This window comes from Hymenobacter terrigena (assembly GCF_054776515.1).
Map to the genome: position 1 here is coordinate 187,730 of NZ_BAAHBU010000003.1, position 14,482 is coordinate 202,211.

13 protein-coding genes and 1 tRNA gene are annotated in these 14,482 nt (G+C 57.8%); 7 read left to right on the forward strand and 7 right to left on the reverse strand.

Translation table 11 applies throughout. The features are described 5' to 3' along the window. Positions 1–65: 65 nt before the first annotated feature. On the reverse strand, positions 66–1,877 hold the full coding sequence (gene typA, locus ACYU7Q_RS13915) for a GTP-binding protein TypA/BipA (protein WP_460610045.1): 1,812 nt from the start codon (positions 1,875–1,877) through the stop codon (positions 66–68). 229 nt (positions 1,878–2,106) lie between these two features. Between typA and msrB the strand changes: the two genes are divergently transcribed. The 3 genes from msrB (at position 2,107) to ACYU7Q_RS13930 (ending at position 4,052) form a co-directional block, all read left to right on the forward strand. After that, complete coding sequence (gene msrB / locus ACYU7Q_RS13920; protein WP_460610046.1) at positions 2,107–2,655, forward strand: peptide-methionine (R)-S-oxide reductase; 549 nt, start codon at positions 2,107–2,109, stop codon at positions 2,653–2,655. Positions 2,656–2,814: 159 nt separating this feature from the next. After that, the gene (locus tag ACYU7Q_RS13925) at positions 2,815–3,606 is read left to right on the forward strand and encodes a DUF3050 domain-containing protein (protein ID WP_460610047.1); all 792 of its coding nucleotides are present in this window, start codon (positions 2,815–2,817) and stop codon (positions 3,604–3,606) included. 74 nt (positions 3,607–3,680) lie between these two features. Next, on the forward strand, positions 3,681–4,052 hold the full coding sequence (locus ACYU7Q_RS13930) for a hypothetical protein (RefSeq protein WP_460610048.1): 372 nt from the start codon (positions 3,681–3,683) through the stop codon (positions 4,050–4,052). Between the two features lie 82 nt (positions 4,053–4,134). Here the strand turns inward: ACYU7Q_RS13930 and ACYU7Q_RS13935 are convergent, their stop codons facing one another. Next, positions 4,135–4,887, reverse strand: coding sequence for a hypothetical protein (locus ACYU7Q_RS13935; protein ID WP_460610049.1), 753 nt, complete (start codon positions 4,885–4,887; stop codon positions 4,135–4,137). Between the two features lie 235 nt (positions 4,888–5,122). Here ACYU7Q_RS13935 and metG point away from each other — a divergent pair, with 235 nt between their 5' ends. After that, positions 5,123–7,165 (forward strand): methionine--tRNA ligase, encoded by a 2,043-nt coding sequence (gene metG / locus ACYU7Q_RS13940; RefSeq protein WP_460610050.1) that lies wholly within the window; start codon positions 5,123–5,125, stop codon positions 7,163–7,165. Between the two features lie 90 nt (positions 7,166–7,255). Here metG and pth read toward each other — a convergent pair whose 3' ends face one another. From pth to ACYU7Q_RS13965, 5 genes are all read right to left on the reverse strand, one after another. Next, the gene (gene pth / locus ACYU7Q_RS13945) at positions 7,256–7,822 is read right to left on the reverse strand and encodes an aminoacyl-tRNA hydrolase (protein ID WP_460610051.1); all 567 of its coding nucleotides are present in this window, start codon (positions 7,820–7,822) and stop codon (positions 7,256–7,258) included. Positions 7,823–7,959: 137 nt separating this feature from the next. After that, positions 7,960–8,532: a 50S ribosomal protein L25/general stress protein Ctc gene (locus ACYU7Q_RS13950; RefSeq protein ID WP_460610052.1), complete on the reverse strand. Its 573-nt coding sequence runs from the start codon at positions 8,530–8,532 to the stop codon at positions 7,960–7,962. 121 nt (positions 8,533–8,653) lie between these two features. Next, on the reverse strand, positions 8,654–9,718 hold the full coding sequence (locus tag ACYU7Q_RS13955) for a DUF6340 family protein (protein WP_460610053.1): 1,065 nt from the start codon (positions 9,716–9,718) through the stop codon (positions 8,654–8,656). 258 nt (positions 9,719–9,976) lie between these two features. Beyond that, positions 9,977–10,903 (reverse strand): ribose-phosphate pyrophosphokinase, encoded by a 927-nt coding sequence (locus ACYU7Q_RS13960; protein ID WP_460610054.1) that lies wholly within the window; start codon positions 10,901–10,903, stop codon positions 9,977–9,979. A 145-nt stretch (positions 10,904–11,048) separates the two neighbouring features. Further along, positions 11,049–11,121: transfer RNA gene (locus tag ACYU7Q_RS13965), tRNA-Gln, on the reverse strand. 275 nt (positions 11,122–11,396) lie between these two features. On the opposite strand from ACYU7Q_RS13965, the gene atpD reads away from it, so the two are divergent. The 3 genes from atpD to ACYU7Q_RS13980 all read left to right on the forward strand — a co-directional run bounded on the left by atpD (position 11,397) and on the right by ACYU7Q_RS13980 (position 14,454). Then, positions 11,397–12,902, forward strand: a complete 1,506-nt coding sequence (gene atpD / locus ACYU7Q_RS13970) for a F0F1 ATP synthase subunit beta (protein WP_460610055.1) — start codon at positions 11,397–11,399, stop codon at positions 12,900–12,902. Between the two features lie 113 nt (positions 12,903–13,015). Beyond that, positions 13,016–13,264 (forward strand): ATP synthase F1 subunit epsilon, encoded by a 249-nt coding sequence (atpC, locus tag ACYU7Q_RS13975; protein ID WP_345055138.1) that lies wholly within the window; start codon positions 13,016–13,018, stop codon positions 13,262–13,264. Between the two features lie 134 nt (positions 13,265–13,398). Then, entirely contained in the window at positions 13,399–14,454 is a 1,056-nt protein-coding gene (locus ACYU7Q_RS13980; RefSeq protein WP_460610056.1) for an AI-2E family transporter, read from the forward strand. The last annotated feature ends 28 nt before the right edge of the window (positions 14,455–14,482 follow it).

The window sequence follows — 14,482 nt, forward strand, 5'->3', positions numbered from 1 at the left end:
ATTCGGGAAATGAAAAAGGCGCGACCAAAGCCGCGCCCTCTTCAAAATCATTCAATTCAGAATAATTAGTCGGCCTGCTTGGCGTAGCGCAGACGCTCGTTTTCGTCGAGCAGAATCTTGCGCATGCGTACCGATTTCGGCGTCACTTCCAGGTACTCATCCTTCTGGATGTATTCCATGGCTTCCTCCAGCGAGAACTGGCGCTTGGGCACAATTTTGGCGTTTTCGTCCGAGCCCGAAGCGCGCATGTTGGTCAGCTTCTTGCCTTTCTGGATGTTGATGGTCAGGTCGTTGGGGCGGGTGTGCTCGCCGATGACCTGGCCGGCGTACACTTCCTCGCCCGGGTCCACGAAGAACGAGCCACGGTCCTGCATCTTGTCGATGGTGTAAGCCGTGCCGGGGCCGGTTTCCAGCGAAATCAGCGAGCCGGCAATACGGCCGGGGATGTTGCCCTTGTGCTCTTCGAAATCGATGAAGCGGTGGTTCATGATGGCCTCGCCGCCGGTAGCGGTCAGCACGTTGTTGCGCAGGCCAATCAGACCGCGCGAAGGAATGCGGAACTCGAGGTGCTGCAGGTCGCCCTTGGGCTCCATGATGGTCATCTCGCCTTTGCGCATGCTCACCAGCTCAATCACCTTACCGGCGGTTTCCTCGGGCACATCCACCACGAGCAATTCCATGGGCTCCAGGCGCTTGCCGTTGTCGTCTTCCTTGAAAATAACCTGGGGCTGACCCACTTGCAGCTCGTAGCCTTCGCGACGCATGGTCTCGATGAGTACCGACAAGTGCAGAATGCCGCGGCCAAACACCAGGAAGGAGTCTTCCTTGTCGGTGGGCTGCACACGCAGGGCCAGGTTTTTCTCGGTTTCTTTAAACAGACGGTCACGCAAGTGGCGCGAGGTCACAAACTTGCCTTCCTTGCCGAAGAACGGCGAGTTGTTGATGGTGAACAGCATGTTCATCGTCGGCTCGTCGATGCTGATGCGCTCCAGGGCCTCCGGGTTTTCGAAATCGGCTAGCGTATCGCCAATGTCGAAGCCTTCGATGCCCGAAACGGCGCAGATTTCGCCGCTGCTCACTTCCGAAACCTTGTTGCGGCCGAGGCCTTCAAATACGTGCAGCTCGCGGATTTTTACCTTCTTGATGCTGCCGTCGGCCTTCATCAGGCTCATGTTAGCGCCTTCTTTCAGGGTGCCGCGGTGCACGCGGCCAATGGCGATGCGGCCCACGAACGACGAGTAGTCGAGCGAGGTAATCTGCATCTGCGGGGTGCCTTCCAGGCTCGGCGCCGGTGGAATCGACTCCAGTACGGCATCCAGCAGGGGCGTGATGTTGTCGGTCTTCACTTTCCAGTCAGTGCTCATCCAGCCCTGCTTCGAGGAGCCGTACAAGGTCACGAAGTCCAGCTGGTCCTCAGTGGCGCCGAGGTTGAACATGAGGTCGAACACCTGCTCGTGCACCTCGTCGGGGCGGCAGTTTTCCTTGTCTACTTTGTTCACCACCACAATGGGTTTCAAACCCAGGTCGATGGCTTTGCCCAGCACGAAGCGCGTCTGCGGCATGGCGCCCTCGAAGGCGTCCACGAGCAGCAGCACGCCGTCGGCCAGTTTCAACACGCGCTCTACTTCACCGCCGAAGTCGGCGTGACCAGGGGTGTCGATGATGTTGATTTTAACGTCTTTGTAGCGTACCGATACGTTCTTCGAAACGATGGTGATGCCGCGTTCGCGCTCCAGGTCGTTATTATCGAGGATGAGGTCGTCGAACTGCTGGTGCGCGTCGAAAATCTTGGATGCGTGGATAATCTTATCCACCAGGGTGGTCTTGCCGTGGTCAACGTGAGCGATGATGGCAATGTTCCGAATATTCTGGGCCATATGGGTTGGTTTTGCGGGTGCAAAGGTACGGATAAAATAGCGCAAAGCCTTGTGGCACTCAACTATTAACACGAACCCGGCCGCCGCACCCCGCTGCGCAGCCAAGCTCGTCGCCCTAAATCGATTAGCTAGGGTGTAAGGTTCCCCGAATTCTTTCGTCTATCCTGCCGACCAACTGGTAGGCCATTGCCGTATGTTGGCCACCTGTCATTCAACCCCCCTATCCGCCATGCGTTTTTCCCTGCTGCTATTACTTGTTTCGGTGCTTTCGCTCAATTCGGCTTGCTCGCAGAAGCGCGACGTGGCCGCCAATACAGCCCCGCCCGCCCGCACCATCGCCGGCAAAACCTACTTCCAGCCCCAGCCCGTGACCGGCAAGCCCGACGAATTCCCGGTGCGCCACACCGACGCCGAATGGAAGAAAATCCTCACGCCCGACCAGTATTACATCCTGCGCGAGCAGGGCACCGAGCGGCCCTTTACCGGCAAATACCACGACAACCACGCCGCTGGCAATTATTACTGTGCTGCCGACCACAACCTGCTCTTCACCTCCGATACCAAGTTTGAGTCGGGCACCGGCTGGCCGAGCTTCTTCGCCCCCGCCACTGCCACCAGTGTGAAAGTGGCTTCGGATAATAGCTTCGGTATGAGCCGCGACGAGATTGTGTGCGCCAAATGCGGCGGCCACCTCGGCCACGTCTTCAACGACGGCCCCAAGCCTACCGGCCAGCGCTATTGCATGGACGGCAACGCACTGGTATTTGAGAAGAAATAGAAGAAACGCTGGTGCTTTTCTAGGAAAATTAACAAATCGAAACCCTTTGGCAATCCAAGTCAAAGGGTTTTTCGTTTGTATAAACCATTTTCCGCGGCTTGCCGTTAGAGAAAATAGTGAATTTGCTTTATTTAAATAGTTATAATAAAAAAATGCCATATGGAAGCTGTTCTTGACCCCATTGAGTTTTTGCAGAACGAAGTGGCCCAAACCCGCCAGCTGCTGCTCAACAACGGGCTATACTATCGCCTCCAGACCATGGCCGACCTGCGCCAGTTCATGGAGCACCACGTCTTTGCCGTGTGGGATTTTATGTCGCTGCTGAAGGCCCTGCAACGTGATTTGACCTGTGTAGATGTGCCGTGGGTGCCCACCGCCAACCCCGCCACGCGCCGCCTCATCAACGAGATTGTGCTGGAAGAGGAAACCGACCTCGACCCGCAGGGGCAGCCCATCAGCCATTTCGAGCTCTACGTGCGGGCCATGGAAGAATGCGGGGCCAACACGTTGCCCATCCGCCGCATGGTGGCGGCGGTAGGAGCCGGCCGCACCGTTTCTCAGGCGCTTGCCGATGCGCAGGCACCGGATTCAGTGCGCCAGTTTGTCGAAACCACGTTCCGCATCATTCAATCCGGCAAGGCGCACGCCGTAGCCGCCAGTTTCACTTTCGGCCGCGAAGACTTGATTCCGGCCATGTTTCGCCAGTTGGTGGGCGAGTTGCGCGACCGGTTTCCCGGCCAGCTCGATACGTTCGTGTATTACCTCGACCGCCACATCGAGCTCGACGAAGAAGTGCACGCCCCGCTGGCCCAGCAAATGGTGCGCGAGCTGTGCGCCGACGACCCCCAATACTGGCAGGAAGCCCAGCAGGTCACCATCGAGTGCCTGGAGGCCCGTATGGCGCTTTGGGACGGCATCAAGCCCACGCAGGTCAGCCCCACGCTGGCGTAATCAGTAAACTACTGAGCCTTGCTCACCGTTTGAAGGAGGCAGCCGCCTGGCTGCCTCCTTTTTACTTATCGGCCATGCTGACTTCTCCTTTATTCACTGCCCGTCCCTGGTTGGCGCTTGGGGCCGCTGCCCTGCTTTCAGCCTGTTCGGCTTCGGAGCAAACCTCGGAAAACGCCGCGCCCACCTCGGTGCCCACCGAAGTCCGCACCGATGCCGACCGCCGCGCCATCTACAACAGCAATGGCGCGGGCACCAGCAACGGCTACGCCGTGCCCGATGCCACGCCCAACCGCGTGCGCCTCGGCGAGCAGGCCGCCGACATCAACCGCCAGAAGCGCATCGAAAACGTGAACACCAACGACCCCAACAACACCACGCCCGAAACCCGCCTCCAGCGCCTCAACACCAATGCCCCCGCACCCGTGGACACCGCCCGCCGGCCCTGATACTCTCACCCATATCAATTGAAAAGCCCGCCCCGATTACTCGGAGCGGGCTTTTAAACACCATCATAAGCAGTGAAACAGGCTATTCGCTTACTTCGCCGGTGCTGGGGCTATCGGCTGAATTCATGACGTCGGTTGCTTCGGGCTCCGGCGCGGGTGCTGCCTGAGCACGCGGCTTGGGGCCACGCTTGGCACCCGTGCTGGCAGCGGCCGTAGCGGCCGCCGGCTTGGGACCGCGCTTGGCACCCGTAGTTTTTGCCGCCGTGGCGGCGGGCTTGCGGCCACGGCCGCTGGCCGCCGGAGCTGTGGCGGCGGTGGCAGCCGTTTCGGCAGTGGCTTCATCGCCGGCGCGGGGAGCGCGGGGCTTGCGGGGCGTGCCGTCCTTATTCAGGGTCGGGCCTTTTTTGCGGCCCCGGGCAGATTTGCCGGTGGTAGCGGAAGTAGTAGCCGCAGTTGCGCCCTGGCCATTATCGGCAGCGGCGGGGCCGGATACCGAGTCATAGTGGCGCACTATCGTGTGCAGGGCCTGCTCAAACATGCGCTCCGTGTCGCCGTCGAGGCGGCGCGTGGCCTCTTTCACCACTTCCTTCAGCTTGGCCTTCGTTTCTTTGCGAATGCGTGTCACCACTTCATTCATGCGGGCATTCAGCTCCTTTTGCAATTGCTTGGCGGCCGACTTCAGTGACTTCTTCTGGCTGGCTTTTTTGCTGGCACGGTCGTCGTTCAGGTCAGCGGAAGCGCGGCTTGCGCTTTTGGCCGATTTGCGGGCTGATTTTTCTTCCGGCGTGCGTTTCGCACGTTTTTCCGTTTTAACCGGAGAAGCAGGTTTTTTCATCTGAAAAAATGGTTGGTGAAGGGTGAAAGAGGCGGAAGGAAGTCGATTAGATGGCGCTATATTTTAATTAAGCGCGCTCAAATATAAAATCATTTAAGCGTCAAACGGTTTGCCCGGTTTTTTTGTTGATTTAATTCTGTACTTTTTTTAATCGTTTCTTTGTGACGGGAAATAATTGCCCTGATTTTTGGCAAAAAATACTTCTCGCGTCCCTGCTTTTTCTTTTCTGATTTTTATGTCACTTCTTCCTAAGCGCTACACTGTTACCGCTGCCTTGCCTTATGCCAACGGGCCGGTGCACATCGGGCATTTGGCCGGAGTTTATTTGCCCGCCGACATTTATGTGCGCTACCTGCGTTCCGCTGGTCGGGACGTAAAATTTATTTGCGGTTCTGATGAGCACGGCGTTCCCATCACCATTCGCGCCCAAAAAGAGGGCGTAACGCCCCAGCAAGTGGTCGATAAATACCACGCTCTGATTCGCGATTCGTTTAAAGAATTCAACGTATCGTTTGATGTGTATTCGCGCACTTCTTCGCCCACGCACGCCGAGGTTTCCAGCAGTTTTTTCACCAAGCTGAATAACGAGGGCAAATTCATTGAACAAACCACGCAGCAGTATTTCGACGAAAAAGCCCAGCAATTTCTGGCCGACCGCTACATCGTGGGCACCTGCCCTAATTGCGGCAACGAAAATGCCTACGGCGACCAGTGCGAGCGTTGCGGCACCTCGCTCAGCCCAACGGAATTAATTAACCCGCGCTCTATGCTCAGTGGCGCGCAGCCCATTTTGCGGGATACCAAGCACTGGTTTCTGCCCCTTGACCAATACGAGCCCTGGCTGCGCGAGTGGATAATTGAAGGCCACAAAAACGACTGGAAAACCAACGTCTACGGCCAGTGCAAATCCTGGATTGACCAGGGCCTGCACCCCCGCGCTGTGACGCGCGACCTCGACTGGGGCGTGCCCGTGCCAGTACCCGGCGCCGAAGGCAAAGTGCTTTACGTGTGGTTTGACGCGCCAATTGGCTACATCTCGGCTACCAAAGAAGCATTTCCGGAAGAGTGGGAATTATACTGGAAAGATGCCGGCTCAAAACTGGTGCATTTTATCGGCAAGGATAACATCGTTTTCCACTGCATTATTTTCCCGACGATGCTGAAGGCGCACGGCGAATTTATTCTGCCGGATAACGTGCCCGCCAACGAATTCCTAAACCTCGAAGGCGATAAAATCAGCACCTCGCGCAACTGGGCCGTGTGGCTGCACGAATATTTGGCCGATTTCCCCGGCCAGGCCGATGTGTTACGTTACGTGCTGTGCGCCAATGCGCCCGAAACCAAGGATAACGACTTCACCTGGAAGGATTTCCAGGCGCGCAACAACAACGAATTGGTTGCCACGCTCGGTAATTTTGTGAACCGCGCCGCTGTACTCACGCACAAATTCTTTGAAGGCAAAGTGCCGGAATTGGGCGAATTAACGGCTCTCGACCAGGATGCTTTTGCGCAATTGGCCGAGTTCCCGGCGAAAGTCGGCGAGCTGATTGAAAATTACCGTTTCCGCGACGCGTTGGCCGAAGTAATTAACCTGGCCCGTCTTGGCAATAAATACCTGGCCGAAACCCAGCCCTGGCACCTCATCAAAACCGATGCCGCCCGCACCGGCACCGTGCTGAATGTGGCGCTGCAAATTGCGGCCGCCCTAGCCCCGCTGCTGGAGCCTTTCCTGCCCGAATCAGCGCACAAATTGGCCACCATGCTCAATATGGAGTTGGGCAACTGGGCCAGCGCCGGCCGTTTCGATGCCCTCGCCGTCGGCCACCAACTGCGCGAAGCGGCGCTGCTCTTCGGTAAAATTGAAGATGCCGTGGTTGAAACGCAGGTGCAAAAGTTGCTCGACACCAAAAAGGAAAACCAGCTCGCCAACACGCCCGTGACGCCGGCCAAAGATGATATTTCATTTGATGATTTCGGCCAAATGGATTTGCGCATCGGCACCATCACGGCTGCCGAGAAAGTAGCCAAAACCAAAAAGCTGCTCAAACTCACCGTCGACCTGGGCCTGGAGGAACGCACCATCGTGAGCGGCATTGCCGAATATTTCATCCCCGAAGCCCTGATTGGCCAGCAGGTGCAGGTATTGCTCAACCTTGCACCCCGCGAAATCAAAGGCATCAAAAGCCAGGGCATGCTGCTGATGGCCGAAAACGCCGACGGTAGCCTCGCCCTCATGCAGCCCAGCAAGCCCGTGCGCAACGGCAGCGGCGTGGCGTAATTATCGGCAAGCTTGCATGCTTCCGCTTGCATAAAAAAGGCTCGTTCGCACAATGCGAACGAGCCTTTTTTATGGGGTTTAGAGTACGAGTTATTTCACGTTCACAATGTTCATCGCCCGTTCCAACCCCATCGCGCCGAAGGCTAAAACTGCCTCACCGGCTTTCTCAATGCGGGTGGGCAATTCAATTAATTCATCGGCCGAAAACGGGTTCAATACATAATCAACCTGCCGGCCTTTAGGGAAATTCGCATCCACGCCGAAGCGCAGGCGGGCATACACATCGGTGCCGAGCGTGGCCTGAATATCTTTCAGGCCGTTGTGTCCACCGGCCGAGCCCTGGCCTTTCAGGCGCAGTTTGCCGAAGGGGAGGGCCAGGTCATCGGTAACTACCACCATGTTTTCGGTCGTGATTTTCAGCGTGGCCAGCCAGTGCGCGGCAGCTTTGCCGCTCAGGTTCATGTAAGTGGTGGGTTTCACCAGCACGTAGGTGTGGCCTTTGTGCTTAAACTCGGTGGTGAAAGCGTGGCGGCCGATTTCGAAGCGTGGGGCGTCGAACTTCGCGGCCAAATAGTCGGCCACCATGAAGCCGATGTTGTGGCGCGTGTCGGCGTATTCGGGGCCAATGTTGCCCAGGCAGAGAACCAAAAATTTCATATCAATTCAATCAACAAGAAACCACCGGCCCGGGCACGGCGCATATTGAGGTAATTAAAAAGCCGCCCCAAAATTGGAGCGGCTTTTTGTATTTGTCCGAATATTCCCGAAACGTGGGAGTATCGCGGGCAAAAGAATTACTTGTTGCCAGCCAGTTCGCCTTTCAGGGCACGTGGGATGGTGATGGTGGCAATGGGGGCCTCCGCGCTGGTCAGGATGGTGTAGCCCTTCGGCTCCACGGCACCTACCTTGATGGATTTGCCCAGCTCCATGCCGCTGATGTTCACTTCCACGTAGTCGGGCAGGTTTTCGGCGGTAGCGCGCACTTTCACTTTGCGCAGCTTGCTCACCAGTTTGCCACCGGCCAGCACGCCTGGCGAAACGCCTACGTACTTCACGGGGATTTCCATTTTCACCTCTTTGCCGTCTTCCAGCTCGAGGAAGTCAACGTGGAGGAGCATTTCGTTTACGGGGTGGAACTGAGCGTCCTGCACGATGGCGCGGTACAGGGTGCCTTCCACGTTCAGGTCCACAATGTGAGCCTCCGGCGTATACAACAACTCGCGGAACAGGATAGCGGGCACCGAGAAGTGCACAGTGTCCTTGCCGCCATACAATACGCACGGTACTTGAGCGTCGAGGCGCAATGCCTTGGCGTCCGTTTTACCGAGATTCGCTCTTTTAAACCCTACAATCTCGAGGCTTTTCATAAAAGTGGTTTTTGGGGATGAAAAATGGCCCGTTCGCTCCCAACGTCGGGGGCAAACGGGCCGCAAAGGTAGGGGTAAATCGGTCGAAAAGCCAACCTGTTACGAAGAAAGCTGGGTAAGGCTAGTCCACGGTCGGCACGCTCTTCAGCTGTTCCTGCACCACGGCCTGGGCCTGCACTCTATTATTCAGCACGCGCAGGTACTGGCGGGCCTGGGCGTTGTTGCAGGTGAAAGCCGCTTTTTTGGCCCAGTCGATGGCTTCCGGCAGGTCGCCGCGTACCTCGCTGGCCACGGCCAGGTTGTAGAAGGCCCGGCCGGCAATTTTGGGGTTGAGGTGGCGTGCCGACTGCTGCCAAAGCATGGCAGCCCCGGCCCAGTCGCCGGCTTCGGCGCGCTGGGCGGCCTCTTTCATTCGGACGTCCTTTTTAGCCCGCGTGAAATAATCGCGGTTCAGGTCGACGTAGGACGGCGCGATGCGGCGGGCGTAGCCATCGCCGGCCCGCTGGGCTACCCGGCGGATGCACTCCTCGGGCGGCGGCAGCTGGCGCAGGGCGGCAGGGTAGGTATCCGCGTTGCCGGTGAAGGCCAGCTGGTCTTCCTGCCGGGCTTGGTCGAGCACAAAGCCCTGCGCCGCGCCGTAGGTGCGGAAGCCGGTCACAATTTTCATCACCATTTCCACGTGCACGGTGGGCACTTGATGCTCCCTGCCGTCCTTGTCTTTATAGGTGCGCACACCATTGGTATGCGTCAGGGCCATATCGGAGTCGAAGGCTTCGAGCACCACGAGGCCATCCACCTGCGTCCGGCGGCACAGGTCCTGCACGTAGCGCGGGGCTAGCGGCGGTAGGAAAAATTCGCGACTCCGCCCCAGTAGCTGCAGTTGCGCCTGCGTCACCTTGAAGCGGTAACTGTTGTTGGCCAGCGCCTGGCCCACCACATTCACGCATTCGTCGGCCCCGGCGCGGTCCACGCCAATGCCTTCGCCAGTGAAGGCTCCTTCCATCACGTCGAAGAATTTATCGCGGCGCGATTCCGGGATAATACGGTTGGCGGTGGCCACACTTTGCAGGTTGGCCGGCATGGGCACCGCCGCCGGCGCCAGTGCCCGAATGTGGACCGATGACGCGCAGGCACTGAGCAGCAGCGCGGCTAAAAGGGTGGAAGTGGAAGTGTAAAGCTTGTTCATCACGTTTGCAGAAAAAAGTTCCAGTTAGGAAGTGCTTTCTACAAAATTGTGCCAAAGTCGCCTGTCATTGCGAGCGGAGCGCGGCAATCCTTCCTCTCATGAGCAACCAGCCCATAAGATGTGACAATGCCTTTTTTACAAACGGAAAGCCCTGACGCTGCTATACGCCGGGGCTTTCTGGTAAAAGAGAATGTCTGAGTTTGACAGGACGGATTGCCGCGTTCCGCTGCGCTCCACTCGCAATGACAGACGAAGACTTTACACGAACAGCGAGCTAATGCTCTCGTGCGTCACCACGTTGCGAATAGCGGCCGCAAACAGCGGGGCCAGCGGAATCACCCGGATTTTCTCGTTTTCCTGGGTCAACGGAATGGTGTCAGTCGTAATCAGTTCGGTGAGGGCCGAAGCACGGATGCGGTCGTGAGCCGGCCCGCTGAGCAGCGGGTGCGTCACCACGGCGCGCACCGAGCGGGCGCCGCGCTCCATCACCAGCTCGGCAGCTTTGCAGATGGTGCCGGCGGTGTCCACCATGTCATCGACGAACACCACGTCCATGCCTTTCACGTCGCCAATCACCTGCATCGAGGCAATCTCATTGGCCCGTATCCGCATCTTGTCGCAGACCACGATTTCGGCCCCGAATTTCTTGGCAAAGGCGCGGGTACGCACCACACCGCCCACGTCGGGCGAAGCAAAAATCAGGTTTTCCAGGTTCAGCGACTTGATATAGGGAGCCGTGACGGTGGCGCCGTCGAGATGGTCGACGGGGATATCGAAGAAGCCCTGAATCTGGCCGGCGTGCAGGTCGCAGGTCATCAGGCGGTCGGTGCCCACGCTTTGGATGATGTTGGCCACCACTTTGGCGCCGATGCTCACGCGGGGCTTGTCCTTGCGGTCCTGGCGGGCATAGCCCATGTAGGGCATCACGATGACGACCTTGTGGGCCGAGGCGCGTTTGGCGGCATCCACCATCAGCATGAGTTCCATGAGGTGCTCGGCAGGAGGGAAGGTGCTTTGCACGAGGAACACCTCGCAGCCGCGCACGCTTTCGTTGAAGCTCGGCCCCATTTCGTTGTCGGCGAAGCGCTGGAGGCTGAGGTCGCCGAGGGTGGTGCCGTAGGCGGCAGCAATTTTTTCGCCGAGCTCACGCGAAGCGCTGCCGGCGAATATTTTGACCTGTTTCATAGGGGAAGGTGCTAAGAATGAGTTGATGCGCGGAGGCCTGCTGCGGGGAAGGCCGTGAAAACGGGGAAGGATAGAAAAGCGAAAGGCGCTGACCACTCCGGAAATTGGAGAAGCCAGCGCCTTTGCATTTACTCGAGCTTTGTCGTTGTCCGACCAGGGCTCGAACCTGGACTTTCTTGAATCAAAATCAAGCGTGTTGCCAGTTACACCATCGGACAATTTCCCAGTGGGCTACGTGCCGTTTGGGAGTGCAAATGTACTACTGGAAAAATTCGGCGCAAGGATTTTTTGAAAAAAAATTGAAGAAAAAATCTGCGGCATTGGCCCGGAAAGCGGCTTTCCATTCATTGGTGCCTGATTTTCATGGGGTAGGGTGTTTTAGATTTGTTTCTGATTGCGCCGGCTGCCGCAAACGTTATGGTTGGAAAAGCCGCGCTTCTACCGTAATTTTGCGGCCTGAAAAGAGCATTAACTTCATCATAAATACAACCAAATGGCCAATACCGGCAAAATCACCCAGGTCATCGGACCCGTCGTGGACGTTAGCTTCGCGGGTGAAAACACGAAGCTGCCCAACATCCTCGACGCCCTCGAAGTAACCAAAGAGAACGGCCAAGTGGTAGTGCTGGAATGCCAGCAGCACCTGGGCGAAGACCGGGTTCGGACCATTGCCATGGACTCGACCGAGGGTTTGGCTCGTGGCGCGGAAGTACGCGACATGGGTACGCCCATCTCGATGCCCACCGGCGACGGCGTGAAAGGCCGCCTGTTCAACGTTATTGGTCAGGCCATTGACGGCATTGCCCAGCCCAAGAGCGGCCAGCGGTTGTCCATTCACCGCAACGCCCCGGCCTTTGAGGAACTGGCTACTTCGTCGGAAGTATTCTTCACCGGTATCAAGGTTATCGACTTGCTGGCTCCTTATGTGAAGGGTGGCAAAATTGGTCTGTTCGGTGGTGCCGGCGTAGGCAAAACCGTACTGATTCAGGAGCTTATCAACAACGTGGCCAAGGCCTACGAAGGCCTGTCGGTGTTTGCCGGCGTGGGCGAACGTACCCGTGAGGGCAACGACTTGCTGCGCGAATTCATCGAATCCAACATCATTCTGTACGGCGATGCTTTCAAGCATTCGATGGAAGAAGGTGGCTGGGACCTGAGCAAGGTGGACATGGCAGCGATGGAAAAATCGCAGGCTACCCTCGTGTTCGGCCAGATGAACGAGCCCCCCGGAGCTCGTGCCCGCGTGGCCCTGTCGGGTCTGACCATTGCCGAGAGCTTCCGCGATGGCGACGGCACCGGTGCCGGCCGCGACATCCTGTTCTTCATCGACAACATTTTCCGCTTCACCCAGGCGGGTTCGGAAGTATCGGCTCTGTTGGGTCGTATGCCTTCGGCCGTAGGTTACCAGCCCACGCTGGCCACCGAAATGGGTGCCATGCAGGAGCGTATCACCTCGACCAAGCGCGGTTCAATCACCTCGGTACAGGCTGTTTACGTGCCGGCCGATGACTTGACTGACCCGGCTCCGGCCAACACCTTTGCTCACTTGGACGCCACGACGGTATTGAGCCGCAAAATCGCCGAGCTGGGCATCTACCCGGCCGTTGACCCGCTGGACTCGACCTCGCGCATCCTGTCGGCCGACGTGCTCGGTGCTGACCACTACAACACCGCTCAGCGCGTGAAGGAGCTGCTCCAGCGCTACAAAGAACTCCAGGACATCATCGCCATCCTGGGTATGGACGAACTATCGGAAGAGGACAAGCAGGTAGTAAACCGCGCCCGTCGCGTGCAGCGCTTCCTGTCGCAGCCCTTCTTCGTAGCCGAGCAGTTCACCGGCCTCAAAGGCGTGCTGGTTGACATCAAGGACACCATCAAAGGCTTCAACGAAATCATCGACGGCAAGTACGACCACCTGCCCGAGGCTGCCTTCAACCTGGTTGGCAACATCGAGGATGCCGTAGCTAAGGGCGAGCGCCTGATTGCCGAAGCCAAGTAATTTTTTAAATGTGGAGAATGTGGGAATGTGGGTGATGTGAAAATTGATTATCAATCAAGTCACTAGCCACATTTCCACATTTTCACATCATCGCATTCCCCACATTTAAAGAAATGCATTTAGAAATCATCACTCCCGACCGCAAGGTATTCGAAGGCGAAGTGACGTCGGCCCAGTTTCCGGGGGCTGATGGCTCGTTTGAAGTGCTGAACAACCACGCCCCGCTCATTGCCGCCCTCAAAGCCGGCGACGTGACGCTGTCTGGCGGTGCTGGTGGCCGCGAGGTTATCCGCATCGAAGGCGGCGTGGTGGAAGTGCTGCGCAACAACGTGATTGTGCTGGCCGAAGGCGCGGTGGCGTAGGCCCCCGCAACCCTTAGTGGCTGGCTGAAAGCCGCTCCTGCCTGGCAGGAGCGGCTTTTTTGTGATATTAGCCGGCCAAGCCGGTGGAATGCCGTATAGCCATATGGCGCGCAAAACCATTTGCCTTTGTTTTTATGAAATCTTCGGACCCGTTTGTTGCCGTTGAAAATATTTATACCCCACGGCAGCGGTACGTGCTGCTGGTGGCCTCGCTGATAGGCATTGCGGCCCTGATGGTGTTTGGGCTGGCGCAGTACCTCACGGCTTTTCTGGCGGCGGGCATCCTGTTCGTAGTCTTTCGGCCGTGGTGGATAGCGCTGGTACACGAGCGGCGCTGGAACCGGCAGCTAGTGGCGGGGGGCATTCTAGTGGTGACGGTGGTCGTGCTCGTGATTCCGTTCTACGCCCTGACGTCGCTGCTGCTCGACCGCCTCATTGCCTTCGCGCAGAACCCGGACCGGCTGTTGGAGGTGATTCATAAGCTGGAAAGAGCCACCGGCTTCAAAATGACCGAGCAGGTGAACGTGCGCCAGCTGCTGCTGCAGGGCGGGGCCAAGGTGACGGGCTGGCTGCCCTCGCTGGCCAGCAGCGCGCTTAATTTCCTGGTAATTGTGGGCCTGATGCTGTTCACGATGTACTACATGTTTATGCAGGAAACGTTTTTTCTGCTGGGGCTGCACCGCTACCTGCCGTTCCGCAACGAGACGCTGCAGGAACTGGGCGAGTCGCTGAAGAACAACGTGAATGCCAACGTGCTGGGGCAGGTGCTGGTGTCGGTGGTACAGGGCGTGCTCACGGGCGTTACGCTATTGATTTTTGGGGTGCCCGATGCGGTTTTCTGGGGCGTGGTGGCCTTTTTTGCGGCGTTTCTGCCGGTGCTGGGCACACCGCTGGTATGGGCCCCGGCGGCGCTCTACCAGTTTTCGCAGGGGAATAAGGGGCAGGCCCTTGGGATTTTGCTGGTGGGTTTTATCCTGATTATAAACATCGACAACGTGCTGCGCATCGTGCTGGCCAAGCGCATGGGTAATATTCACCCGCTGATAACGCTGGTGGGCATCGTGCTGGGCGTGGAGATATTCGGCATCATCGGGCTGGTGGTGGGGCCGTTGCTGGTGTCGTATTTCATGGTGTTGATGGAGGTGTTCCGGCGCGAGAACCGCCAGCACATGCAGACCCCGGTGAAGTAGCGGCGAAGCCGGATGCGTGCCGACCTTT